Origin of the sequence: Achromobacter sp. Root170 (assembly GCF_001428165.1) — a bacterium.
In the GTDB taxonomy this organism is placed as follows: Bacteria; Pseudomonadota; Gammaproteobacteria; order Burkholderiales; family Burkholderiaceae_B; genus Achromobacter; species Achromobacter mucicolens.
Genome location: NZ_LMHN01000021.1, coordinates 94630 through 119293 on the forward strand (window position 1 = coordinate 94630; position 24664 = coordinate 119293).

Annotated in this window: 23 protein-coding genes and 1 tRNA gene; 17 read left to right on the forward strand and 7 right to left on the reverse strand. The window is 65.0% G+C overall.

All coding sequences use genetic code 11. From position 1 onward, the window contains the following. The first annotated feature begins 189 nt into the window (after positions 1-189). From ASD87_RS26805 to ASD87_RS26115, 5 genes are all read left to right on the forward strand, one after another. A complete protein-coding gene (locus ASD87_RS26805; RefSeq protein WP_082586436.1) occupies positions 190-1773 on the forward strand; it encodes a DNA cytosine methyltransferase in 1584 nt (527 codons plus the stop codon). 302 nt (positions 1774-2075) lie between these two features. Continuing rightward, positions 2076-3008, forward strand: a complete 933-nt coding sequence (locus ASD87_RS26100) for a LysR substrate-binding domain-containing protein (protein ID WP_056327858.1) — start codon at positions 2076-2078, stop codon at positions 3006-3008. A gap of 194 nt (positions 3009-3202) precedes the next feature. Further along, positions 3203-4141 (forward strand): hydroxymethylglutaryl-CoA lyase, encoded by a 939-nt coding sequence (locus tag ASD87_RS26105; protein WP_156403517.1) that lies wholly within the window; start codon positions 3203-3205, stop codon positions 4139-4141. Positions 4142-4170: 29 nt separating this feature from the next. Next, positions 4171-5349: a CaiB/BaiF CoA-transferase family protein gene (locus ASD87_RS26110; protein ID WP_156403518.1), complete on the forward strand. Its 1179-nt coding sequence runs from the start codon at positions 4171-4173 to the stop codon at positions 5347-5349. A gap of 69 nt (positions 5350-5418) precedes the next feature. Next, on the forward strand, positions 5419-6384 hold the full coding sequence (locus ASD87_RS26115) for a tripartite tricarboxylate transporter substrate binding protein (protein ID WP_056327861.1): 966 nt from the start codon (positions 5419-5421) through the stop codon (positions 6382-6384). Here the strand turns inward: ASD87_RS26115 and ASD87_RS26120 are convergent. Then, positions 6371-7651 carry a hypothetical protein gene (locus ASD87_RS26120; protein ID WP_056327862.1) on the reverse strand — a complete coding sequence of 427 codons (1281 nt, stop codon included), beginning with the start codon at positions 7649-7651 and terminating at the stop codon, positions 6371-6373. The two genes, ASD87_RS26115 and ASD87_RS26120, sit on opposite strands and share 14 nt — an antisense overlap. A gap of 4 nt (positions 7652-7655) precedes the next feature. Next, positions 7656-8633: a tripartite tricarboxylate transporter substrate binding protein gene (locus tag ASD87_RS26125; protein ID WP_056327863.1), complete on the reverse strand. Its 978-nt coding sequence runs from the start codon at positions 8631-8633 to the stop codon at positions 7656-7658. Positions 8634-8771: 138 nt separating this feature from the next. On the opposite strand from ASD87_RS26125, the gene ASD87_RS26130 reads away from it, so the two are divergent. Then, a complete protein-coding gene (locus ASD87_RS26130) occupies positions 8772-9674 on the forward strand; it encodes a LysR substrate-binding domain-containing protein (RefSeq protein ID WP_056327864.1) in 903 nt (300 codons plus the stop codon). A 48-nt stretch (positions 9675-9722) separates the two neighbouring features. On the opposite strand, the gene ASD87_RS26135 is transcribed toward ASD87_RS26130, so the two are convergent. After that, the gene (locus ASD87_RS26135) at positions 9723-9950 is read right to left on the reverse strand and encodes a hypothetical protein (RefSeq protein ID WP_056327865.1); all 228 of its coding nucleotides are present in this window, start codon (positions 9948-9950) and stop codon (positions 9723-9725) included. 221 nt (positions 9951-10171) lie between these two features. Here ASD87_RS26135 and ASD87_RS26140 point away from each other — a divergent pair, with 221 nt between their 5' ends. From ASD87_RS26140 to ASD87_RS26150, 3 genes are all read left to right on the forward strand, one after another. Continuing rightward, positions 10172-11101 carry a hypothetical protein gene (locus tag ASD87_RS26140; RefSeq protein ID WP_056327866.1) on the forward strand — a complete coding sequence of 310 codons (930 nt, stop codon included), beginning with the start codon at positions 10172-10174 and terminating at the stop codon, positions 11099-11101. An 82-nt stretch (positions 11102-11183) separates the two neighbouring features. Further along, positions 11184-12068, forward strand: coding sequence for a carboxylating nicotinate-nucleotide diphosphorylase (gene nadC / locus ASD87_RS26145; RefSeq protein ID WP_056327867.1), 885 nt, complete (start codon positions 11184-11186; stop codon positions 12066-12068). A 19-nt stretch (positions 12069-12087) separates the two neighbouring features. After that, positions 12088-13074, forward strand: a complete 987-nt coding sequence (locus ASD87_RS26150; protein ID WP_056327868.1) for a tripartite tricarboxylate transporter substrate binding protein — start codon at positions 12088-12090, stop codon at positions 13072-13074. Positions 13075-13096: 22 nt separating this feature from the next. On the opposite strand, the gene ASD87_RS26155 is transcribed toward ASD87_RS26150, so the two are convergent. Further along, positions 13097-13774 carry a tellurite resistance TerB family protein gene (locus ASD87_RS26155; RefSeq protein ID WP_056327869.1) on the reverse strand — a complete coding sequence of 226 codons (678 nt, stop codon included), beginning with the start codon at positions 13772-13774 and terminating at the stop codon, positions 13097-13099. Positions 13775-13945: 171 nt separating this feature from the next. Here ASD87_RS26155 and ASD87_RS26160 point away from each other — a divergent pair, with 171 nt between their 5' ends. After that, positions 13946-14344 carry an OsmC family protein gene (locus ASD87_RS26160; protein WP_056327870.1) on the forward strand — a complete coding sequence of 133 codons (399 nt, stop codon included), beginning with the start codon at positions 13946-13948 and terminating at the stop codon, positions 14342-14344. 67 nt (positions 14345-14411) lie between these two features. On the opposite strand, the gene fabI is transcribed toward ASD87_RS26160, so the two are convergent. The 3 genes from fabI to gloB form a co-directional block, all read right to left on the reverse strand. After that, positions 14412-15197 carry an enoyl-ACP reductase FabI gene (fabI, locus tag ASD87_RS26165; protein ID WP_056327871.1) on the reverse strand — a complete coding sequence of 262 codons (786 nt, stop codon included), beginning with the start codon at positions 15195-15197 and terminating at the stop codon, positions 14412-14414. Positions 15198-15313: 116 nt separating this feature from the next. Then, positions 15314-16732, reverse strand: a complete 1419-nt coding sequence (locus ASD87_RS26170) for a transglycosylase SLT domain-containing protein (RefSeq protein ID WP_056327872.1) — start codon at positions 16730-16732, stop codon at positions 15314-15316. A gap of 7 nt (positions 16733-16739) precedes the next feature. Beyond that, positions 16740-17561 carry a hydroxyacylglutathione hydrolase gene (gloB, locus tag ASD87_RS26175; RefSeq protein ID WP_056327873.1) on the reverse strand — a complete coding sequence of 274 codons (822 nt, stop codon included), beginning with the start codon at positions 17559-17561 and terminating at the stop codon, positions 16740-16742. A 19-nt stretch (positions 17562-17580) separates the two neighbouring features. On the opposite strand from gloB, the gene ASD87_RS26180 reads away from it, so the two are divergent. The 7 genes from ASD87_RS26180 to ASD87_RS27250 all read left to right on the forward strand — a co-directional run bounded on the left by ASD87_RS26180 (position 17581) and on the right by ASD87_RS27250 (position 24647). Then, positions 17581-18360, forward strand: a complete 780-nt coding sequence (locus tag ASD87_RS26180) for a class I SAM-dependent methyltransferase (protein WP_056327932.1) — start codon at positions 17581-17583, stop codon at positions 18358-18360. Between the two features lie 50 nt (positions 18361-18410). Further along, entirely contained in the window at positions 18411-18872 is a 462-nt protein-coding gene (gene rnhA, locus ASD87_RS26185; protein WP_056327874.1) for a ribonuclease HI, read from the forward strand. Positions 18873-19142: 270 nt separating this feature from the next. Continuing rightward, positions 19143-20225, forward strand: a complete 1083-nt coding sequence (locus ASD87_RS26190; protein ID WP_056327875.1) for an efflux RND transporter periplasmic adaptor subunit — start codon at positions 19143-19145, stop codon at positions 20223-20225. Between the two features lie 30 nt (positions 20226-20255). Then, complete coding sequence (locus tag ASD87_RS26195; protein WP_056327876.1) at positions 20256-23354, forward strand: efflux RND transporter permease subunit; 3099 nt, start codon at positions 20256-20258, stop codon at positions 23352-23354. Between the two features lie 2 nt (positions 23355-23356). Further along, positions 23357-24082 carry a DNA polymerase III subunit epsilon gene (gene dnaQ / locus ASD87_RS26200; RefSeq protein ID WP_056327877.1) on the forward strand — a complete coding sequence of 242 codons (726 nt, stop codon included), beginning with the start codon at positions 23357-23359 and terminating at the stop codon, positions 24080-24082. Between the two features lie 61 nt (positions 24083-24143). Further along, a tRNA-Val gene (locus ASD87_RS26205) sits at positions 24144-24218 on the forward strand. A 261-nt stretch (positions 24219-24479) separates the two neighbouring features. Then, complete coding sequence (locus ASD87_RS27250; RefSeq protein WP_167427935.1) at positions 24480-24647, forward strand: hypothetical protein; 168 nt, start codon at positions 24480-24482, stop codon at positions 24645-24647. The last annotated feature ends 17 nt before the right edge of the window (positions 24648-24664 follow it).

Genomic DNA, 24664 nt, shown 5'->3' on the forward strand with positions numbered 1-24664 from the left:
TCTAAATTGACGGATATGATGAATCGTTAGGCTTGGTAATGATTAACAATAATATCGTATCATCTTGCCACAAAATGTCAGAAGGCAGCGGACGTCTTCCGGGGGGGCAAAGGGTCCGGGCAGTAGGACCCGCCTGGTATACTTCGACACACTCCAGAATCCCTCCGGATGACTCCACTTTGCAAAACGATGAAACCAGCTGCTGCCATACCTGTGATAGACCTTTTCGCAGGGCCGGGTGGGCTGGGTGAGGGGTTCTCTTCCATCCTGGGAGACGACGGCCAACGAAAATTCGATGTTCGGCTGTCGATAGAAAAGGACGAAATCGCCCACCGTACGTTGTCTCTCCGCGCGCTATACAGGGCAATGCGCGACAAGCATGTCCCGGACTGCTACTACGATTATGTAAGGGGAAAAATCTCTCGAGAAGAGTTGTTCGCTCATCCCGATGTGCCGCCGGAAGCGCGTTCTGCCGCGCTGGAAGCCCGGTGCGCCGAACTCGGGGGTACTCCAAACCGGGAAGTCGATAACTGGATCGAGTCCGCCTTGGGCGGAGCTTCGGAGTGGGTGCTGATTGGCGGGCCTCCGTGTCAGGCTTACTCAATGGCAGGCCGATCCAGAATGAGACCCGGCGACCCAAAGAAGTTTGAGAGTGACGCGCGCCATCTGCTTTATGAGCAATATCTGCGAATTCTGCGTGATTTCGGGCCGACAGTGTTCGTCATGGAGAACGTAAAAGGAATTCTGACGTCCCGTCTTGGCGGATCACTCATCTTTGAACGAATACTGTCGGATCTGCGAAGTCCGGGCAACGGCCATCACTATGAGATTCGATCTTTTGTGACGGACAAAGCAAATCTGACGCCTCTCGACTACCTCATCGAGTCTGAAACGCTCGGCCTGCCCCAGGCACGGCATCGAGTCATACTATTCGGCATCCGTTCTGATTGGGCCGGCAGGGGCGCCTGCGCGCTGAATGAAGCGGGTCGGTTGGTGTTGAAGCCTGCACCCGCGGTGGTGACGGTTGGTGAGGCTCTAGCCGGCATGCCTCCTTTGCGAAGCAGGCTTTCAAAGGAAGACGACAGCCATGCGACGTGGTTGTCCGCATTGCGTGACGCAAAGCAGGCACTAAAGGGCTGGCGGCATCCCGATCGTCAGGAAATTGAAGAGAAAATGATTGGTGCATATGCACAAGCGCAAACCAACGACTCTTTTGGCAGCTCTTTTATAGAGTGTGAACAGGATTTGTCAGGAATGCCTCGGTCTTTGCACGCGTGGCTTGGGGATTCGAGAATGGGCGGAGTGCTTCAGCATGAGACGCGGAAGCACATGCGTTCTGACCTTGGGCGCTATCTGTTTGCATCATGCTATGCAGAGATGAAGGAGCGGTCACTGAAGGTGCCGGACTTTCCCCCTAAGCTTCTTCCTCTGCATGACAATGTCTATGGTGAGAGCGTGCCCTTTCTCGATAGGTTCCGGGTTCAGCTAAGGGATCAGCCGTCAACAACCATCGTGTCACATATTGCTAAAGACGGGCATTACTACATTCACCCTGACCCAGCACAATGCCGCAGTCTCACGGTGAGGGAGGCGGCTCGACTACAGACGTTCCCGGATAATTATTATTTCGAGGGAAGCCGCACGCATCAATATTGGCAGGTTGGAAATGCAGTTCCTCCCTATCTTTCGAGGCAAATTGGAGAAATTGTGCTTGATTTTCTGCACTCGGCGATGACAAGTTATACGCGGCATCAATACTCAGAAGTCATGTAATTGAGCATTTTGTTCCCCCCTGCGAGAACCGCTTTGCTCATCTAACTCATCTCAATTGCCCGACTCCGATCGCGTATGGGCCGTAGGGGAGGCGCCCACCGTGCGCTCGCATCTGCAGCCTTTTTGCGTCACGCTGGGCACTTGTAGCGAGTTCGTCGCTTAAAGCCCCGATGTGTAACCGCACTCCCCCCCTGTCCCCCACGAACACCGGCAAGGCCTCACCGGCCAGCCAATAAAAGCCCCGATTTCCCAGAAATCGGGGCTTTTTGCATTTCCGGGAATCGTTACGGTACGCTCGTGCCATGACTTTCGACCCATCGATCCGATCATCCGCGCCTCGCCTGGATCTCTACAGCCTGCAGGTCTTTGTGGCCGTGGTCGAAGAGGGCAGTATTGCGGCGGCCGCCACGCGTGAGCACATTGCGCCTTCGGCGCTGAGCAAGCGGTTGTCGGAACTGGAGCGCATCCTGGATGTGGCGCTGATCACGCGGCATGCTCGCGGGGTGGAAGCGACGGGCGCGGGTCACGCGTTGGCGCGGCATGCGCGGGCGCTGCTGCATCAGGCGCGCGGCCTCACGGACGAGATCCGGGACTTTTCGTCGGGCGTGCGCGGGCACGTGCGCATTGCGGCCAACCTGTCGTCCATCACGCAGTTCCTGCCGGAAGATCTGCAGCGCTTTCTGGCTCTGCATCCCGGCGTGCAGATCGATCTTGAGGAAAACGTCAGTTCGGCGGTGACGCGCGCGGTGCAGGAAAACGTGAGCGATATCGGCATCTATACCCAGACCGACGACGACAGCGGGCTACAGAGTTTTCCGTACCGGCGCGATGTGATGACGCTGGTGGTCAACCGGTCTCATCCGCTTGCCGCGCGCGAGCGCGTGGCGTTTGCCGACACGCTGGAATACGACCATGTCGGCATGCACCGGGGCAGCGCCGCGAACTACCTGTTCACGCGCGAGGCGGCGGCCATCAATCGCACGGTGCGGCTGCGGTTCCAGGTGACCTCGTACGATGCGCTGGTGTCGATGGTGCGCCGGGAACTGGGCATCGGCATCGTGCCCGTGGAGGCGCTGTCCCTTTTCGATTGCGGCGATCTAAGGATTATCCCTTTGACGGACGCGTGGGCGCGGCGCCAGCTCAAATTGTGCGTGCGCAGCAATGAACCCCTGTCCGGCGCAGCCCGGCTGCTGATGGAACACCTGCTGCAAGAGGCCGCCGCCTCCGGCAATTGAGGCAGGTCTTTCCGAATTCGGACCCGGATGTTGCGCAGCAAAATCCAGACGGCCAGCTCACAAGCCGCCGCGCCCAGCCATCGCGAATGGCGACGCCCCGCTGAAGATTCGCGATTTGTGCCGGGGCGGATGACCTCGGAAGATGACTCATCAAGCCCATGGACCGCCCGCCGCGCGGGCGCGAGGAGACAGAAGTGAGCCTTCCAAGCCGAGTGCAGATCGTGGAGGTGGGACTGCGGGACGGACTGCAAAGCGAGCCCGAGTTCGTGCCCACCGACACCAAGGCTGCCATCCTGAATGAATTGATCGCCGCCGGCGTGCGCCACATCGAGGCAACCTCGTTCGTGTCGCCCCGTGCCGCGCCTCAGATGTGCGACGCCGCGGAACTGCTGGCGCTGGCGGACAAGCAGCCTGGCGTGGTGTTGAGCGCGCTGGCGCCGAACCCGCGCGGCGTTGAACGCGCGCTGGCATCGCGTGCCGATGAGGTCGTGGTGTTCCTGTCGGCCAGCGAAAGCCACAACAGAAAGAACCTGAACCGGTCCGTGGAGCAATCGCTGCGCGATATCGAGGACGTGGCGGCGCTGTTGAAGGGCCATCCCATGCGGCGCAAGGGCGCCATCGCGGTGGCCTTCGGTTGTCCGTTCGAAGGCGATATCGATATCGCCACGTTAAAGACCATCGTGGCCGAGTTTGCCCGCCTGGATTTCGACGCCGTCACGCTGGGCGACACGACGGGCATGGCGACGCCGCGGCTGGTGCGCAAGACGGTCGACGCGCTGCGCGCGGCGTTTCCAGCCATGGATTTTTCCCTGCACTTTCACAACACGCGCGGCCTCGGGCTGGTGAATGTGGTCGAGGGGCTGCACGCGGGCATCACGTCCTTTGAATCGTCGCTCGGCGGCTTGGGCGGCTGCCCGTTCGCGCCGGGGGCGACGGGAAATGTCTGCACCGAAGACACGGTCAATCTGCTGCACGAGATGGACATCGAGACGGGCATTGACCTGGCGGCGCTGATTCAGGCGTCGCGGCATCTTGAACAGGTGATGAAGCGCCCGTTGTCCGGCCAGGTGATGAAGGCCGGGCCGCGTCTTGCCTTGCACGATTACGACGGCGCCGTGGCCGCCGTCGGCTGATTTCCGCAACCCTGGATTCACAAGAACCCATGCCTTTATCCGGATTCCGCATTCTGGACCTGACCCGCATCATCTCGGGCCCGTTCTGCACCTCACTTCTCGCCGACATGGGCGCAGAGGTCATCAAGATCGAGACGCCTGGCGAAGGCGACCCGGTGCGCGCCCAGGGCGTGATACGCGATGGCCTGAGCTGGTACTTCGCCAACTACAACCGCAACAAGAAATCCGTCACGCTCGACCTGTACAGCGAGGAGGGCAAGGCCGTGCTGCGGCGCCTGATCGCCGAATGCGATGTGATTGTCGAGAACTACCGCCCGGGCGTCATGCAGAAGATGGGCCTGGGAGACGAGGCGCTCAAGGCGCTCAAGCCCGACATCATTCATTGCAGCATCAACGGCTTTGGCACGACGGGGCCTTATCGCGACCGGCCGGCCTTCGATTTCATCGCGCAGGCGATGAGCGGGTTCATGAGCCTGAATGGCGCGGAAAGCCAGCCGCCCATGCGCGCGGGCCCGCCCATCAGCGATCTGGTGGCTGGCATGAATGGCGCGCTGGGCATCGTGGCGGCGCTGCTGCGCCGCGAGCGCACCGGCCAGGGCGATAGCGTCAGCGTGAGCCTTTTGGGCAGCATGATCGGCCTCCTGAGCTTTCAGGCGTCGAACTATTTTGCCGACGGCCGGCTGCCGGCGCGCACGGGCAACGATCACGGCATCGCGTCGCCCTACGGGCTGTTCGAGACGGCCGACGGGCAGGTCGCCATCGCGCCCAGCAACGACGTCGTTTATCACAAGCTGCTGGACGCGCTGGAGCTGTCCGAGCTGCGCGCCGACCCGCGCTATGCGACGAACGCGGATCGCATGCGCAACCGTGGCGCGATCACCGAGGCCATCCAGACGCGCACGCGTCAGCACACCAGCGCCCACTGGATCGAACGGCTGAACCGGTTCGGCGTGCCATGCGGCCAGGTGCTGAACCTGCAGGAAGTGTTCGAGGATCCCCAGGTGCAGGACCAGCGCATGGCCATCGACGTGCCGCACGGCGGCCACGGCGACGTGCGTATGCTGGGTTTCCCGATCAAGTTTGCGCAGGCCGAAGCCCGGCCCGTGCAACCGGCGCCCGCGCTGGGCGCCGATACACACGATGTGCTGCTGCAGTTGGGTTTTGCGCAGGACGACATTCTTGGATTGCAGGAACGCGGCGTCATCTGAACGCGCCGCGGCAGGACCACCAAGGCGACACCGCCTGCCTATAAAGCAATAACGACGGAGACACATCACATGCTACGCAATCTTCTGCTTTCAGCTTGCGTGCTGGGCGTCGCGGCAGGCGCCCACGCCCAGGAGTCCTACCCGAATCAGCCCATCCGCATCATCGTTCCGTTCACGCCGGGCGGCGGCACGGACTTCCTGTCCCGCACAGTGGCCGCCAAACTGGGCGAGACCACCAAATGGAACGTGGTGGCCGAGAACCGGCCGGGCGCGGGCGGCACCATCGGCATCGGCGCGGCCGCGCGCGCCAAGCCGGACGGCTACGAGATCGTCATGGGGCAGGTCGACAACCTGGCGGTGGCGCCTTCCATCTGCAGCAAGCTTTCGTACGACCCGGTCAAGGACTTTGCGCCGATCGGCATCGTGGGCGAAGCGCCGCTGGTCATCGTGGCCGGAAAATCCAGCCCCTACCAGACCTTGCAGGCGCTGATCGAAGCGGCCCGCAAGGCGCCCGGCGCGGTCAACTACGGGTCGCCCGGCGCCGGCACCATCACGCACCTGGCTGCCGAACTGCTTCAGCAGCGGGCGGACATCAAGCTCGTGCATGTGCCGTACAAGGGGTCGGGGCCGGCCATGGCGGACCTGCTGGGCGGACAGGTGCCGGTGATCTTCACGTCAATCCCGTCGGCAGCGCCGCAGCTCAAGGCCGGCAGCGCCGTCGCGCTGGCCGTGACCTCGCCGAAGCGCAGCCCGGTTCTGCCCGACGTGCCGACGGTGGCGGAACTGGGGTATCCGAACTTCGACGTGCGGGTCTGGTATGGCTTGCTGGCGTCGGCCAAGACGCCCAAGCCCATCATCCAGACGCTGAACACGGAACTGAACAAGGTGCTGGCGTTGCCGGCGATGCAGGAAGCCTTGGCTGCTCAGGGCGCGCAGGCCATGCCCACCACGCCTGAGCAGTTCGCCGCGACCATCAAGCAGGACTACCAGAAGTGGAAGCCTGTGATCGAGGGCGCGAAAGTCAAGCTGGATTGAGCACGATCGGCGACACGTCCAGCACATACATCTGGCGTTCGCCTTCGTGCACGGAGTCGATGCAGACCTGCGTGCCGTCGCGGCTCCAGCGCGGATGCAGGTCGCAGCGGTTTTCTTTGGACAGGTTCGGGTCGGCATAAAAGCTTCCCAGCGCATGCCGGCCGCCCGTTTCCATGTCGTACAGGAACAGGATGCGCTCGTGCGTGGCGCTGTCCGGATAGGTGTCGCTGAGCAGCCAACGCGTGTCGACCGGTGAAAACGTCATGTGGCCGTTCTCGGTCAGCACGCCGTCGCCCACGACTTGCACGTGGCCGTCCGGGGCGTCTTCATACAGGTGGTAGTGGATGCTGCCGGCATGCGGGCCCCAGACGATGATCGAGGTGTCGTCGCGCCACAGCGGGTGCGAGATCTGGTATTCGGACTTCTCGTAGTCGAAGGTGCCCACCGCGTTCGGGTCGAAGTCGTCGGCCAGTTGCGGCAGCGGGTGGTCGGAGCATTCCAGGAGGCGCATGTCGCTGCCGTCCGCGTTCATGGTGATGAGGCGATGCAGGAAGCACGTTTCATCCGCGACGCGTTCGGTCCAGCGGTGCAGGAACAGGATGCGCGTGGACGAGGGATTGACCTCGATGTGGCTGACCCAGTGGATGGCCCGGTCCATCGACTCGCGCGGATGGAAGTTGCGCAGGTCGGCATAGCTGACCAGCAGGCGGTGAGCGCCGGTCTCCAGATCCATCGCACGAATGCCGTCATCGGCAGGCGCGAGGGCGACGGGGCCGGGGGCATGTTCGCTGTAGCCGATCGTCTGGTGGGTGATGTAGAGCCGGCGGTAGTCCACGCACAACGCATAGCGGCTGTTGGGCGCGGCCACGTAGATCGGCAGGGGGAGCACGCGGGTCTGGCCGGTGGCGATGTCGTGGATGGCGCTACGAAAGCCGGGATAGACGCCGCTGTCGTCGGCGCTGCGGCAGTTGTAGATCAGCTGCGGGCTGGGGGCGCTGTCCAGCCATTGCAACTGGCAGCCCATCTGCCAGTTCCATGCGGCGGTCTCGCCCACCGCGTGATAGCGGTCGCCGTCTTGCAGGTCGAAGTAACCGACTTCGGCGCGCAATTCGGGCGTCAGGACGGCATCGGCGAAGGCGGTGCGGTTGGCAAGCAGATAGCGCCCGTCGCGATGCCAGACGGTCTTGTTGTAGTAACCGAAGAAATGGTGGTGCGGCGCGTCGTTCAGACGGCGGCAGGCGATGGGCGTGGCAAACATGCGATTCATGGGTTCAACCCGCGGTGATGTGTTCGGTTTCGATGACCTTGTTCCAGCGGGCGCGCTCGCGTTCGACGAAGTCGCGAGCCTCTGCGGGCGAGTTGCCGACCGGGGTCATGCCCAGGCGTTCCAGGCCGCTGCGAAACGCGGGATCGGCATAGATCCGCTTCAGGTCGGCGCTGATCTTCTCGATCAGCGCATCGGGCACGTCCTTGCTGGCGGCCAGCGTGGTCCATGACGTGACGGTCAGGCCCGGCAGGCCGGCTTCGGCGGCGGTCGGCACGTCGGGCAGGGCGGGCGAGCGGCTGGCGCCCGTGATCGCAAGCGCCTTGAGCTTGTTGGCCTGGATGTAGCCGATGGTGGTGGGCACGTTCTCGAACAACAGCTGGATCTGGCCGCCCAGCAGGTCGTTGGTGGCCGCCGAACTGCCGCGATACGGGATGTGCACGATGGGGGCCTGCGCTGACATCTTGTAGAGCTCGCCGACCATGTGCACGGACGATCCGACACCTGCCGAGCCGAAATGCAGGGTGTCGGGCTGTGCCTTGGCCAGCGCGGTGAGCTCGGCCAGGCTGTTGGCCTGCAACGCCGGATTTGCGACCACGACGTGGGGCATCTCCGCCACGATGGTGATCAGCTTCAGGTCCTTGGCGGGCTGGTAGTTCAGCGCCTTGTACACGCCATAGGTCGCGTGCAGGCCAATGGAGCCGAGCAGCAGCGTATAGCCGTCCGGCCCGGAATCCGCCACGAACTTGCCGCCGATGTGGCCGCCAGCGCCTGGACGGTTCTCCACGACCACCGATTGCCCATACAGCTTGCCCAGGTGTTCGGCCAGCAGGCGGCCCTGGATATCGGAACTGCCGCCCGCCGTGAAGGGCACGATGATGCGCACGGGGCGGTCGGGATAGTTGGCCTGGGCCTGCGCGGTGAGCGGCAAGGCGGCACTTGCAAGCGTCAGGCACAGGGCCTGCAGAAGGCGGCGGCGATTCATGGTCATTTCCCCAAACAGTGGATGCGTGGCGGGCACATCTGACGGCGCCCTGGAAAATCCAGTGTAGGAGCCGCCTAGTATTTGAAAAAATTCTTTTTTGCACATAGGCTATGCAGAATTGCCATACTCTGTGACGCCATGAGCCGACCGCTGAATTTCCGCCAGATCGAAGCCTTCCATGCGGTGATGCTGGCGGGCACCACCACCGGCGCGGCCCAGATGCTGCGCACCACCCAACCTTCGGTCAGCCGGCTGCTGGCGCAGACCCAGCAGGCCACCGGGCTGCGCCTGTTCGACATGGAGCGCGGGCGGCTGCGGCCCACGCGCGAGGCGAAGGATCTCTTCGACACGGTGCAGCGTCATTTCGTGGGTTTGGAACGAATCGAGGATCGGGTCGCGGCCATGCGCCGCAGCGGCAGCGGCGTGCTGCGGCTGGCGTGCACGCCAGCGCTGGGCCTGGGCATGTTGCCCGGCGCGGTGGAGGAATTCGCGCAGCGCTATCCGGATGTCCACATCAACATGCAGACCGTCGGCAGCCAATACTTGCGCGAAGGGCTGCTGCATGGAACCTACGACGTGGTCGTGACCACCGCGCCGCTGGAGGGGACGCAACTCGATTTGCGCACCCTGCACGAAAGCGCCGCCGTGTGTGTGATGCGGCCGGACCACCCGCTGGCCGCGCAGGCGAGCGTCGGCATCATGGACCTGCATGCGCGGCGGTTGCTGGTGCTCAATGCGGACGACGACGTGTACCTGCAGCTTCGCGGTGCGATGCAGGAACACCGGGTCCAGCCTGCGTCCGAAATCGAAACCACCTATTCGTCGACGATCTGCGCGCTGGCCGCGGCGGGCAGCGGACTGGGCATCGTCAATCCGTACATTGCCGGCGTGTTTGCCGGCCAGTTGGCCATCCGGCCGTTCACGCCGCGCCTGCCGGTGCGCGTCAGCATGGCCTACCCGACGCAGACGGCGCCCTCGCTGGTGACGGAAGCGTTCGTGGAGATTCTGGCGGGCCGGTGCAGGGATTTGCCCCAACCGTAATTAAAACCGCCGGCTGGATGCCGGCGGTGGTCGGGTGACGGCTGCGCGTCAAGGCTTGGGCGTGTCGTACGACGTATCCAGCACGTCGTCTTCTGGCGTGATGACGCCGGGCTCGCCGGGTTCGGCAATGGCGCGTCCGCGCCGCGGCATGCCGGCCACGACCTTGCTTTCATCGGGCATGGGCAGGGTTTCGGTGCCCTTGCGCGGGTCGGTGTGAGGTTTTTGTTCGTCAGCGGCCTTGGACGCGGCGTTCGGATCGGGAGAGGTTTTCAACATGGCGATTGCTCCGACTGCGCGCATGCCAGGATGGCGATGCGCCTGGACATGGATCTATCTTAGAACCGCCGCCGCGGGCAGGCTGCGTTCTGGATGTCACGATTGCAAGGGGCTGTTGCAGGACAACGGCCCCCAAACTTGCCACACTGCATCCTTATAATCCTCACCTTCCCGCCCGCCTTGCGCGCGCCGACACCCACACTTCCTTTTCCTCGCCTGCCTTGACCGAATCCGTCGAACGCTCCGTTCATGCTGAACTCGTTGCCGTGCTGGTGGCCGTCACCAACGGCGAGCCGCGCGTGCTGACCACGGACGATGCGCGCGCGTTGCCGGCCGGACCGTTCGAGCTGTCGCATCGCTCGCTGCAGGCAGGTTTGCGAGACTGGGTGGAAGCGCAGACGCACCATCCGCTGGGCTATGTCGAGCAGCTTTATACGTTCGCGGACGGCGACCGCTCCGATGAGTCGGGCGGGCGCGTCATTTCGGTCAGCTATCTGGGCCTGACGCGCGAGGCGGGCGAAACGGGCGTTGCGCAGGTCGGATGGCAGGACTGGTATCGCTATTTTCCGTGGGAGGACCGGCGCGCCGGCACCCCCGCGCTGGTGGACGAGGTGATCGTGCCGCGCCTGTCGGCCTGGTGCGAAGACAGTGCGGACGCCTCGGTCCGTGCGCGCCGCCATCAACGCGCAGCCATTACGTTCGGCCTGGACGGCGCCGCGTGGAACGAAGACATGGTGCTGCAACGCTACGAACTGCTGTTCGAAGCCGGGCTGGTGCCCGAGGCGGCGCGGCGCACCGGGGGCCAGGCCGCAGCGCCGGGGCAGCCGATGCGTCACGACCACCGGCGCATCCTGGCCACCGGCATCGCGCGCTTGCGCGCCAAGATCAAGTACCGGCCAGTGGTGTTCGAGCTGATGCCAGATGAATTCACGCTGTTGCAGTTGCAGATGGCGGTCGAGGCGCTGGCGGGGCGGGGTCTGCACAAGCAGAACTTTCGCCGCTTTATCGAGCAGCAGGACTTGGTGGAAGAGACCGGCGCGATGGCGACCGGGATGGCCGGACGGCCTGCAAAGCTTTTCCGGTTCCGGCGGGATGTCCTGCTGGAGCGCGCCATTGCAGGCAGCAAGTTGCCCGTCTCGCGTGTCGTTTGACGCTTGACAAGGCTTATACTCATATTTAGCATAAGTGTTGCGCAAATCTCGCGCGCCTTTTTTTACGCTACAAATACTCAAAATGAGCATTAAAGCCGCTGTGCCCGCCGCCGCCGATCGCCTGCCCATTCCGCCCTTGCCGGACGTCATGCTGGAGCCGCTTGTGCGCGCGGCGCTGCTGGAAGACCTGGGCCGCGCTGGCGACCTGACCACCGACGCCATCGTGTCGGCCGACGCCACCGCCGAAACGCGGCTGGTGGCACGGCAGGAGGGCGTGCTGGCGGGGCTGGATCTGGCCCGCCTGGCGTTCCGGCTGATGGATCCCAGTCTTGCGTTCACGGTGTCTCACCGCGACGGCACTGATCTGGCGCCGGGGATGGAGATCGCACGCATTCAGGGCAATGCCCGCGCGATGCTCAGCGCGGAGCGGGTCGCGCTCAATTTCCTGTGCCATCTGAGCGGCGTGGCGACCGCCACGGCGTCGATTGCGCGTGCGATTGCGGGTTACGGCGCGCGCGTCACGTGCACGCGCAAGACCATGCCGGGACTGCGGGCGGTGCAGAAGTACGCCGTGCGCGTGGGGGGCGGCAGCAATCACCGTCACGGGTTGGACGATGCGGTGCTGATCAAGGACAACCACATCGCGCTGGCCGGCAGCGTGGCGACAGCCGTCGAGCGCGCACGCGCCGGCGTCGGCCACATGGTCAAGATCGAACTGGAGGTCGACACGCTGGAGCAGCTTGAGGTCGCGCTGGCGCTAGACGTGGACGTGGTGCTGCTGGACAACATGAGCCTGGACGACCTGCGCCGCGCCGTCGCCATGGCGCGGGGCCGGGCGATTACCGAAGCTTCGGGCCGCATCACGCCCGACATCGCGGCGGCCGTGGCCGCCACCGGCGTGGACCAGATCGCCGTGGGCTGGCTGACGCACAGCGCCAAGGTGCTCGACATCGGTCTGGACGCCTGAACTTTTATCGGCCCGCAAAATGAAACGCCTGCTGCTTTCGTCGCTCTCGCTGCTGACCCTGACCCTGACTGCCTGCGGCAATCCGCCGTCGGGCGAAGCGCCGGCAGACGCATCGTATCCATCGCATCCGATCACGATCGTCGTGACGTTTCCGCCGGGCGGCGGCACCGACCTGCTTGCGCGCCGCCTCGGCTCCAGCCTGCAGGAGTCGCTGGGGCAGCCGGTCGTGGTGGAAAACCGGCCGGGCGCAAGCGGCAACATTGGCGCGCGCATCGTGGCCGAAGCGCCGCCCGACGGCTACACGCTGCTGATGGTGAATAGTTCGTTTGCGATCAACCCCGGTGTCTACCGCAACCTGGGCTTCTCGCCGAAGCGGGATTTTGCGGCAGTCATCAACGTGGCCTTCGTGCCTTCGGTGTTCGTCGTGCCGGCCGCCTCGCCCCTGCGCAACCTGGACGACGTGATCGCTGCCGCCGTGCCGGACAAGCCGCTGCCCTTTGCCACGTGCGGCAACGGCACGCCGCAACATCTGGCGGGCGAGCTGCTCTCTCGCAAGACGGGCGCGGTGATGCAGCAGGTGCCGTACAAGGGCTGCGGCCCGGCGCTCACGGACGTGACGGCGGGTCAGGTGGGCCTCGGCGTGGTGACGGCATCCAGCGCGGCGCCGCTCATTGCGGCCGGCAAGCTGCGCGCGCTGGCCGTGACGTCTCCGGCGCGTTCGCCGCTGATGCCCACGGTGCCGACGGTGGCCGAGCAGGGCGTGTCCGGCTACGCGCTGGATCAGTGGCATGGCCTGTTGACCCCGGCGGCCACCCCGCCCTCCGTGGTCGACAAGCTGAATGCCGCGGTGGCGAAGATCGTGCGGCGGCCGGACGTGCAGGCCGCGCTGCGCGAGCAGGGCTTCACGCCTGCCAGCAGCACGCCGGAAGAATTCCAGCGAATGATCGGCGCGGATATCGACCGCTACACGGCGCTGACCGAGGCAATCGGGCTACGGGCGGACTGAGCGGCAAGGCCGGCCGCGGCGGTCAGGCGGCCGCCTTGGCGTGCTGCTCCAGCTGTTCCTTCAGGCCCGGTTCCAGCTTGAGCTGGCGCGCCAGTTCGTCCAGGTAGGCACGCTCCATGAAGCTTTCCTCGTCCACGACGAGCAGGCTGGCCAGATACATCTCGGCCGCCATTTCGGGCGTCTTGGCCGACTGGGCGATCACGCTGGGATCCAGGGGGCGCGACAGTTCGGCCTCCAGCCAGCGGCGGTCCTGGGCGTCGGACGACAGCTTGGCCAGTTCCGTTTCCAGCAGGGATTTTTCCTCGGGGCCGATGTGGCCGTCGGCCTTGGCGGCGCCGATCATGGCGGTGAGGACCGCATTGCTGTGCTGTTCGGCTTCAGGGGCCGGCAGGCGGTCCAGCGTCTGCGGCGGCGCGGTGGGGGCGCCGGCCTGCTTGCGCTGCCAATCGCCGTAGGCGCGATAGGCCAGCGCGCCCAGCGCGGCCATGCCGCCGTACATGGCGACCTTGCCGCCGATCTTGCGGGCCTTCTTGCTGCCCATCAAGAGGCCGAGGGCGCCTGCCCCCAGGGCGCCGCCGCCAAGGCCCGAAAGCAGGGACGAGCCCTTGCCGCCGGTGGCGTTCTGCACGCGGTTCGTGGTGTCGGAAAGTAGCCCTTGTCCGGACTGCAACAGTTGATCGAGTAATTGCCGGGCGCTCATGCGGCCTCCTGTGAATCTGACGGTCAGGGATATCGGACCGTGGCCGCGGCAGGAAGTTCAGCTTTCCGTCAGGCGGGTCATCCGGCCCCGCAAGGGTTCAGCAAGTGCTAAAACCGTCCTGAAGCCGGCCATTCGGCAGTCCCCGGCAATCCCAACCAGGAGAATCGACCCATGAGCATCCGCGTGCGCCAGAATGCGCCCCAGTCCCTGCAGTTCACCGCGACGGCCGAAGGCCACGACCTGCCGCTGGACATGCCCAAGCCGCAGGGGGAGGGCCCGGATCCGCATGATTACTTCGATACGGCGCTGGGCGGCTGCAAGGCGATGACCCTGATGGTCTACGCGCAGCGCAAGGGGCTGCCGCTGGAATCGGTGGGGGTGGAAGTGGTGCGCGATGCCAGCGAGGAACGCCGCGGCATCTATCGGCTGACCGCCAAGCTGACGCTGCACGGCGAGCTGTCTGATGCGCAGATCGACGAATTGCTGGCGGTGGCCGAGAAGTGCCCGATCCACAAGCTGATGACGGCGGTGGACGTGCAGGTGTCCACGCTGATCGTGCGGCCGGACTGAGGAATAGCGGCACAGGCGGCGGGGCCGCCTGTGCAAGGCGGGGCGCCGCGCCCCGCCCAGGGAATTCTTACTCTTCCATGCCCGGGACGACGGTCGAGAAACCGCCGTCCACGTGGGTGATCTCGCCGGTCACGCCGGCAGCCAGATCCGACAGCATGAAGGCCGCGACATTGCCGACGTCTTCGATGGTGATATTGCGGCGCAGCGGAGCCTGGTTTTCGACGAACTTCAGGATGGCCGAGAAGTCCTTGATGCCGCTGGCGGCCAGGGTCTTGATCGGGCCGGCGGAGATGCCGTTGGCGCGGATGCCGCGCGGGCCAAGCGCCGAGGCCAGGTAGCGCACGCTGGCTTCGAGCGACGCCTTGGCCAGGCCCATCGTGTTGTAGTTCGGGACCACGCGCTCGGCGCCCAGGTAGGTCAGCGTCAGCACCGAGCCGTTGCGGCCTTCCATCAGGGGCAGGGCGGCCTTGGCCATGGCGGCGAAACTGTAGGCCGAGATGTCGTGGGCGATGCGAAAGCCTTCGCGCGACAGGCCATCCAGGAAATTGCCGGCGATGGCTTCGCGCGGTGCAAATCCGATCGAATGGACCAGGCCGTCCAGGCCGTCCCAGTGCTGGGCCAGTTCAGCAAAGGCGCCGTCGATCTGGCTGTCTTCGGCCACGTCGCAAGGCAGCACGATGTTGCTGTTGAATTCGGCGGCAAACTCGCTCACGCGGTCCTTGAAGCGGTCGCCGACGTAAGTGAACGCCAGTTCGGCGCCTTGCTGATGACAGGCGCGCGCGATGCCGTAGGCGATGGAACGGTTGGAAAGCACCCCGGTGACCAGGATGCGTTTGCCGGCAAGAAAGCCCATAGATGTGTCCTTTGATTTTTTCCCTTCTGGAGACCGCCTATTTTAGGGAATTTGGCGGACCAGCGGGCGAGCGGCGCGGCTCCCGTGCCGGGGCGCCGCGCCGTGCGTGGCGGCTGTCAGCCGCGCGCGTTCGTGCCGGGCACGCGCAGCTGCGTGCCGATCTTCAGGGCGCTGCCCTTGATGTTGTTGAGCGCGCGCAGCGCGTCGACGGTGGTGCCGTACTGTTTGGCCAGCGAGAACAGGGTGTCGCCCTGGCGGACCTTGTGGCTGCGCACGTTGGGGCGGGCGCTGGAGACGCGCACGGCGGGCGCCTGCGCGGCGCGGCCACGCGGTGCGGCGGCCTTGTTGTCTTGCGGGGCCGAGTCCAGCGCGCCCACCGGGGGCGCCAGCGACGCGATCTGCACGCCGCCCGTGCCGAGGTCGCCCGGCACCAGCAGCGCCTGGCCGTCAGCGGCCTTCTGGCGGCGGCTGATGTCGTTGGTTTCGCGCAGGGTGGCTTCGGACACGCCAAACCGCTTGGCGATGGACGCGTAGGATTCACCGCGGCGCGAGTGGTAGACCTTCCAGGCGGACAGGTCGCCCTTGTAGTTGGTGAGGTTCGCGTTGAAGATCTCGACGCGGTCGGCCGGCAGCAGCAGCGTGGGGCCGTGATCGCCGCGGATGACCGGGCGGTTGAACGAGGGGTTCAGGGCCTTGAACTCGTCCAGCGGCATTTCAGCCAGCTTGGCGGCGATTTCCAGGTCGATGTCGCTGTTCTTCTGCACCGTCACGAAGTACGGCGTGTTGCCGACGGGCGGCAGCGCCACCGCATAGCGCTGCGGATCGGCAATGATGTTCTTGATGGCCTGCAGCTTGGGCACGTAGTTGCGGGTCTCGTCCGGCATGTTCAGCGACAGGTAGTCGGTGTTCTGGCCGGCGGCCTCGTTCTTGGCCATGGCGCGCTGCACCGAGCCTTCGCCCCAGTTGTACGAGGCCAGGGCGAGGTACCAGTCGCCCTGCATTTCAAACAGCTTTTCCAGGTAGTCCAGCGCCGCGTTGGTCGAGGCGATGGGATCGCGGCGCTCGTCGCGCCACCAGTCCTGCTTCAGGTTGAAGTGCTGGCCCGTGGCCGGCACGAACTGCCATAGGCCCGAGGCCTGCGCGCGCGACAGTGCGGTCGGGTTGTACGCGCTTTCCACGAAGGGCAGCAGCGCCAGCTCGGTCGGCAGGCCGCGGCGGTTGATCTCGTCAACGATGAAGTACAGATATTTGCCGGCGCGCTCGGCCATGCGCTGCACCGCCTCGGGGTGGGACGCGTAGTAGTCGGTCCACTGCTTGGAGAGGTCGGTGTTCAGGTTGGGGATGGCGAAACCGCGGCGGATGCGGTCCCACGCGTCAGCCGGCGGGTTGGTCAGGTCGATCGTGCGGGAGGTGTCCCGGGCGATGTATCGGCCTTGGGAATTGGTGGTGAGGTTCTTGCTATCGGGGGCTTTGGTTCCTGCGCAACCGGCGAGGACTGCCAGCATGAGCGGCAGAAGGAGTCGGGATAGATTCATCAGGTGGTCACTTGAAATCGTTCTTCCATTCACGAAGGGAGGCAAAGACCTCTACCGGCGTAGTCTGGCTGCGTCCGGCCCAACTTGCTGCGGCCTGGACGACGTCGGGCTGCTGTGTGCGCAAGAACGGATTGGTCGCGCGTTCCTGACCGATGGTCGAAGGAAGCGTGGGGAGTCCTTCCGCGCGTAATTGCTGGGCCCGCAGATGCCACGTTTGCAGGTCGCGGTTGGCCGGTTCGACGGCCAATGCCCAGCGAAGGTTCGCTAGAGTGTACTCGTGTGCGCAAAAAACTTTTGTATCTGGCGGTAAAGCGGAAAATTTTTCCAAGGAATCAAACATTTGCGCGGGCGTGCCCTCGAAAAGCCGGCCACAGCCCCCCGCGAAAAGCGTGTCGCCACAGAAAAGCGCGTGGTCGACGCCGGCCGCGCGGCCCGCGTAGGCGATGTGGCCCGCCGTGTGGCCCGGAACGTCCAGCACCGACAGGTCCAGATCCAGTTCCGGCAGCGTCACGCGGTCGCCTTCGGCCAGCCGGACATCGCAGCGCGGCAGCTTTTCGCGCGCAGGACCATATACGGTGATGCCCTCGATGCGGGACAATTCCAGCACGCCTCCCACATGGTCGCCGTGGTGGTGCGTGAGTAGAATGGCGCGCAGCTTCAAGCCTTGCTGATCCAGAAACCGCAAGACGGGCCCGGCTTCGCCGGGGTCCACGACCGCCACCTGGCCGTCGCGGACGATTGCCCAGATGTAGTTGTCGGAAAAGGCTGGCAAAGGCAAGACCGCGGCGTTGCGATCGCGGCCGCCTGCGGGGGCGGTCAAGGCTTGCATGGGATTCGAAGGAAAAAACGTGGCAGAAGAAACTCCGCCGATTGTAGAACTGGCCGAATGGTTCCAGACGCCGCCGGGCCAGTACGTGCTGGCCTGGGAGCGCGCCCAGTTCGACGCGGCCGTCGCGGATGTCTTCGGATATTACGCCTGGCAGGTCGGCCTTGCCGACCTGAACCTCTTGGGGGCCAACCGGATGCCGTTCAAGGGCTACGTGGGCACCGAGACCCCGGCGCCGGAAAGCCTGCCGGGCTGGCAGTCGCGCGTGGTCGTCGCGCAGCCGGAGGCCCTGCCGTTCGAATCCCAGAGCGTGGACCTCCTGATCCTGCCGCACACCTTTGAACTCACGCCCGAACCCCACAACGTGCTGCGCGAGGTCGAGCGCGTCCTCGTCCCCGAGGGCCGCGTCGTCATTTCGGGGTTCAACCCCTGGAGCATGTGGGGCGCCCGCACCCGCATGCCGGGCATGGAGCCCTGGCTGCCGCAGCCGCCGTCGTCGCAGGTGTCGCTGGCGCGGCTCAAGGACTGGTTCAAGCTGCTGTCGCTGGAGGTCGATGAAAGCCAGTTCGGTTGCTACGCGCCGGCCTGCCGCAGCGAAAAATGGCTTGAGCGCTGGAGCTTCCTGGAATCGGCCGGCGCCCGCTGGTGGAGCCTGGGCGGCGCGGTGTACATGGTCTCGGCGGTCAAGCGCGTGACCGGCATGCGTATCATCGGGCCTGCCTGGAAGACCAAACCCAAGCGCGCCCGCGCGGCCTCGGTGGTGGTCAACCGCCAGGCGGACGATGGCTTTGACCCCTCCTGAGCCGCCGGGCCCGCCTCACATTGCAAGCACAAGGACACGCACGCAGCACCATGCAGGACAACAAAACGAACGACCAGAAAGTGGAAATGTGGACCGACGGCGCCTGCAAGGGCAATCCGGGGCCCGGCGGCTGGGGCGTGCTGATGCGCGCCGGCACGCACGAAAAGACGCTGCATGGCGGCGAGCTCCAGACCACGAACAACCGGATGGAACTGCTGGCGGTCATCGAAGGCCTGCGCGCGCTCAAGCGCCCCTGCGTCGTCACGATCCACACCGACTCGCAATATGTCATGAAGGGCATGACCGAGTGGCTGGCCAACTGGAAACGGCGCGGCTGGATCACCGCCGAGAAAAAGCCCGTCAAGAACGCCGAGCTCTGGCAGGCGCTGGATGAACAGGTGCAGCGCCACACGGTGTCCTGGCGCTGGGTTCGCGGGCACGCGGGCGACCCCGGCAACGAGCGCGCCGACCAGCTGGCCAACATGGGCGTGGACGTCGCGCGCCGCGCTTGACGCGGCAGGCGCCGCCCACTGGACGGCTGTCCGGGGTGGCACGTCGCGGCAGGACCCCGAGCACCTGCCCCGCGCCTCGCCCAGCCGCCTTGCGGCATCCGGATATACCCTCGAAATCACCGTCCAGGGCAGATTAGTTCTTTCATCGCGCTTCAGGATTGTTCCAGTATGTAAATCCGGGTGCTAAAGTGCCAACCCTTCCTCCAGTTCCTGCGGCGACGTCCGAGTGGGGCATGCCCGGTCCGCGCCGCAACACCGCCACTTTCGCGCATGAAAAAAGCTGTACTGCTGGCCGCCGTCGCGGCAGGGTTGGCCGCGGGGGCCGCGCTCGGCGTATTTGTGCCGCGCTGGCTGGCGCCGGCCGCAACCCCTGCCCAGGCTTCCGCCAAACCTCAATCCTCTCCCGCCGCGCCGGCCCGTGTCGCCGTGGCCGCCGTCCAGGAAGTGCCTTTTGCGCGCGGTCTGTCGGCCGTGGGCAGCCTGCGCTCCGATGAGTCCGTCGTCCTGCGCCCCGAAGTGGCCGGACGCATCCAAGCCATTGATTTCAAGGAAGGCCAGCCCGTCAAGCAGGGCCAGCTTCTCATCCGCCTGGACGACTCCGTGCCGCGCGCTGAATTGGCGCAGGCGCGCGCCAACCTGACGCTGGCGCAAAGCCATTACCGCCGCGCTGTCGAACTGCAGGGCAAGGGCTTCGTCAGCCAGCAGGCGCGCGACGAGTCGGCCAGCACGCTGAAGGTGCAGGAGGCCGCCGTGGCGCTGGCGCAGGCCCGCCTGGACAAGATGACCATTACCGCGCCCTTTGCCGGCATCGTCGGCCTGCGCAGCGTGTCCGTGGGCGATTACGTCAACCAGGGGCAGGACCTGGCGCCCCTTGAGGCCATCGATCCGCTCAAGGTGGATTTCCGCGTGCCCGAGATGTACCTGAGCAAGGTGCGCGTCGGACAGCAACTGACGCTGCGCCTGGATGCGCTGCCCGGCCAGGAGCGGCGCGGACTGGTCTACGCGGTCAGCCCGCTGGTCGACGCGGGCGGCCGGTCCATCCTGCTGCGCGCCACGGTTGCCAACCAGGACGGCGTGCTGCGCCCCGGCATGTTCGCCCGGGTGCAACTGCTCTTTAACGAGGACAAAGCGCTGGTCGCGCCCGAGGCCGCGCTATCGCCGTCGGGCGAAACGCAGTACGTTTACCGGGTCGAGAACGGCGTGGCGCATCGGCGCGAAGTGACCATCGGCGAACGCCGCGAGGGCCGCGTCGAAATCCTGACCGGCGTCGCCCTGAACGACATGCTGGTGGTCTCGGGCCTGCAGCGCGTGACCGATGGCGCGCGCGTGACCATCGTGGGCAACGGCCCATAGCCGGCCCTTCACCTTTTCAGCGATAGCGCCATGCGTATCTCGGAAACCTGTATCAAGCGCCCGGTGTTTGCGTCGGTCCTGTCGCTGATCATCGTGCTGATCGGCCTGATCTCGTATTCGCGCCTGACGGTGCGCGAGTACCCGAAGATCGACGAGCCGATCGTGTCGGTGGACACCACGTACAAGGGCGCCTCGCCGGAGGTGATCGAGTCGCAGGTGACCAAGCCGTTGGAAGACCAGCTGGCCGGCATCGAAGGGGTCAACGTGATGACCTCGCGCAGCCGCTCCGAGCGCAGTCTCATCAACATCAAGTTCAACCTCTCGCGCGACCCCGACGCGGCGGCGGCCGAAGTGCGCGACAAGGTTTCGCGCGCGCGGCGTTTCCTGCCCGACGAGATCGACGAACCGATCATTGGCAAGGTCGAGGCCGATTCCCAGCCCATCATCTACATCGCCGTGGAGTCGGGATCGTTCTCGGCGATCCAGACCTCCGATTACATCAACCGCTACATCAAGACCCGCCTGTCGGTGCTGCCCGGCGCGGCCGAAGTGCGCGTCTTTGGCGAGCGCCTGCCGTCCATGCGCATCTACGTCGACCGCGACAAGCTGGCGGCGTACGGATTGACGGTCCAGGACGTGGAAGCCGCGCTGCGCAGCCAGAACGTCGAAATTCCGGCGGGCCGGATCGAGTCGCGGGCACGGGAATTTTCGGTGGTGTCGGCCACCGACCTGCAGACGCCCGCCCAGTTCGAGGACGTGATCGTTGCCAACGTGAAGGGCTATCCGGTGCGGATGCGCGACGTCGCCAAGGTCGAGATCGCGGCCGCCAACGACCGGATCCTGTCCCGCTTCAACGGCAAGCCCGCCATCAACATCGGCATCACGCGCCAATCCACCGCCAATCCCCTGGAGCTTTCCAAGGCCGCCCGCCAGGAGGTCGAGCGGCTGAACGAGACCCTGCCGGCCGGCATGAAGCTGAACATCGCGTACGACTCGTCGGTGTTCATCGAACGCTCCATCGATTCCGTGTTCCACACCATCATTGAAGCCATCGTTCTGGTGGTGCTGGTGATCTTCTTTTTCCTGCGCAACCTGCGCGCCAGCATCATTCCCATCGTCACCATCCCGGTGTCGCTGGTGGGCGCCTGCGCGCTGATGTATCTGTTCGGCTTTTCGATCAACACGCTGACGTTGCTTGCCATGGTGCTGGCGATCGGGCTTGTGGTGGACGACGCCATCGTGGTCCTGGAGAACATCTACCGGCACATCGAGGACGGCATGCCGCGCAAGGAAGCCGCGCTGCGCGGCTCCAGGGAGATCGGCTTCGCGGTGGTCGCCATGACCATGACGCTGGTCACCGTGTATGCGCCGCTGGCGTTCGCCACCGGGCGCACGGGGCGCCTGTTCATCGAGTTCGCGCTGGCGCTGGCGGGGGCGGTGCTGGTGTCGGGCTTCGTGGCGCTGACCCTCACGCCCATGATGTGTTCGGTGCTGCTGCGCCACCAGACCCGCCACAACCGCTGGTACAACCTGATCGAAGGCTGGCTGAACGGCCTGAGCAACGGCTATCGCCGCATGCTGGGCGCCTCGCTGCGGCATCGCTGGATCGTCGTGGTAATCGGGCTGGCCGTGGCGGCAGGCAGCGGCGTGCTGTTCAAGGTGGTCAAGAGCGAACTGGCGCCGGTCGAGGACCGCGGCGTGGTCTTTGGCCTTGTCAGCTCGCCCGAAGGCGCCACGCTGAATTACACCCTGGACAGCATGCTGGGCATTGAAAAGTTCTATGCCGACATCCCGGAAGCCAGCGGCAGCCAGGTCACGGTGGGCTTTCCCACGGTCACGGACGGCACCGCGATCCTGCGCTTGAAGCCCTGGGAAGAACGCGAGCGCAAGCAGCAGGCCATCACCCAGCAGTTGCAGCCGCAGTTCGCGTCGCTGCCGGGCGTGCGCGCCTTCCCGACCAATCCGCCGTCGCTGGGCCAGTCGGCCCGATCCAAACCGGTGGAATTCATCATCATGAGCCAGGCCTCGTACCAGGAGCTGTCGCGGCTGACCGAGATCTTCCTGGCGGAGCTGCGCAAGTATCCGGGCCTGCTGAATCTGGACACCGACCTGCGCCTGAACACGCCGGAGCTGCGCGTTCGCGTGGACCGCGACAAGATGGCCGACGTGGGCGCCAACGTGGACGTGGTGGGCCGCACGCTCGAGTCGATGCTGGGCGGCCGCCAGGTCACGCGCTACAAGGACGAGGGCGAGCAGTACGACGTGATCGTGCAGGTGACGCCGCGCGACCGCGCCAATCCCACCGACATCTCGGGCATCTACGTGCGGGCGCGCGACGGCAGCATGGTTCAGCTGGACAACCTGCTGGGCGTGCACGAAGGCGTGTCGCCGCAGTCGCTGAACCACTTCAACCGCCTGCGGGCAGTGAAGATCGACGCGGCGGTGGCGCCCGGCTATGCGCTGGGCGAGGTGCTGGACCACATGCACCAGGTGGCGCGAGAGGTCCTGCCCAACACGATCATCACGGACCTGGACGGCCAGTCGCGCGAATTCCGCGATTCGTCGGGCAGCATCTACCTGGTCTTTGCGATGGCGCTGGCCTTCATCTACCTGGTGCTCGCCGCGCAGTTCGAAAGCTGGCGCAACCCGTTCATCATCATGCTGTCGGTGCCGCTGTCCATGACGGGCGCCTTGCTTGCCCTGTGGCTGACGGGCGGCACGCTGTCCATCTACAGCCAGATCGGGCTCATCACGCTGGTCGGCCTGATCACCAAGCACGGCATCCTGATCGTGGAGTTCACGAACCAGCTGCGCGACGAGGGCAGGGAACTGTTCGAGGCCGTGGTCGAAGCCAGCGTGCTGCGGCTGCGCCCCATTCTGATGACGACCGGCGCCATGGTGCTGGGTACCGTTCCCCTGGCGCTGTCCACGGGCGCGGGGGCGGAATCGCGCCAGCAGATCGGCTGGGTTCTGGTTGGCGGGCTGTTGCTGGGTACACTACTGACCTTGTTCGTCGTGCCGGTGGCCTACACGCTGATTGCCACCGCACGCAAGAAGCCAGGCACCTCCGGCAGCCAGGCGCATTCCGCGCCCACGCCGCCCGCCTCGCAGCCCCAAGCGTCGGAATAGTTATGCGCCAGATCATCTTTGACACGGAAACCACCGGACTGGACCCTGCACAGGGTCATCGCATCGTCGAAATCGGCTGCGTGGAAATCGTCAACCGCACGCCGACCGGCAACAACCTGCACATCTACCTGAACCCGGACCGCGACAGCGATCCCGAGGCGCTGGCGGTGCACGGGCTGACCACCGAGTTCCTGTCGGACAAGCCGCGCTTTGCGGAAGTCGCGGACGAATTCGTCAAGTTCATCCAGGGCGCCGAACTGATCGCGCACAACGCCGCGTTCGACGTGAAGTTCTTCAACGCCGAACTCGCAAAGATCGGCCGCGGTCCCATCACCGAATTCTGCGAGACCGTCACCGACTCGCTGCTGCACGCCCGGTCGCTGTTCCCGGGCAAGCGCAATTCGCTGGATGCGCTGTGCGACCGCTTCGGCATCTCGAACGCGCACCGCACGCTGCACGGCGCCTTGCTGGACTCGCAGCTTCTGGCTGAAGTCTGGCTGGCGATGACGCGTGGCCAGGATGCGCTGCTGATCGATGTGGACGACAGCGCCGGCGCCAGCGGCGGCGGCATGGTGCTTGCCCGGTTCGACGCCTCGGGTCTGCCGGTCATCACGGCCAGCGCCGAAGAACTTGCCGAACACGAGGCCTACCTTGCCGCGCTGGACAAGAGCGTGGGTGGCGAGTGCGTGTGGCGCAAGGTCGATGCGCCCGTTGCGGCAGCCGCATAAGAAGTTATCAGAGGCGACTTGCACGCGTTTAAAAATTCGTGCTATTATTTCGCCTCTTTCGGGGTGGTTAGCTCAGTGGTAGAGCACTGCCTTCACACGGCAGGGGTCACTGGTTCGAACCCAGTACTACCCACCAAAGACCTTCCAAGGCGCTTAAGCCTTTGAAGTGCCCCAAAAGACAATGGCCAGTTCGCAGCAGGTTTTTCGCGATGCCGGTCTTGTTCTTCGGGCAGCAAACAAAAAGCCAACCTTCATCGGTTGGCTTTTTTGTTTTTGATTCATTACTCTTTCTCTGATCTGGCGCAACCCGGCAGTACTGCGGTTGCGCCAAGCCTGTTCCACGCCTGTCTATCATCAATAAATCGGCGATTGACTGCCAAGCAAACAGGAGAAGGCCATGAGTCCGCACACCAATACCATGCTCATCATCATTTGCACGGGCGTGGCGCTCATGTTGATCGGCTTCGGGTTTCGTGACCGCAATCTTGGCATGACCCTGATGGGCCTTGGCCTGGTCACCGCCATCGGCGCGATTATCTACAAGGCCTACATCACCTTTTCTTGACCCCGCCGCCGGCGGCT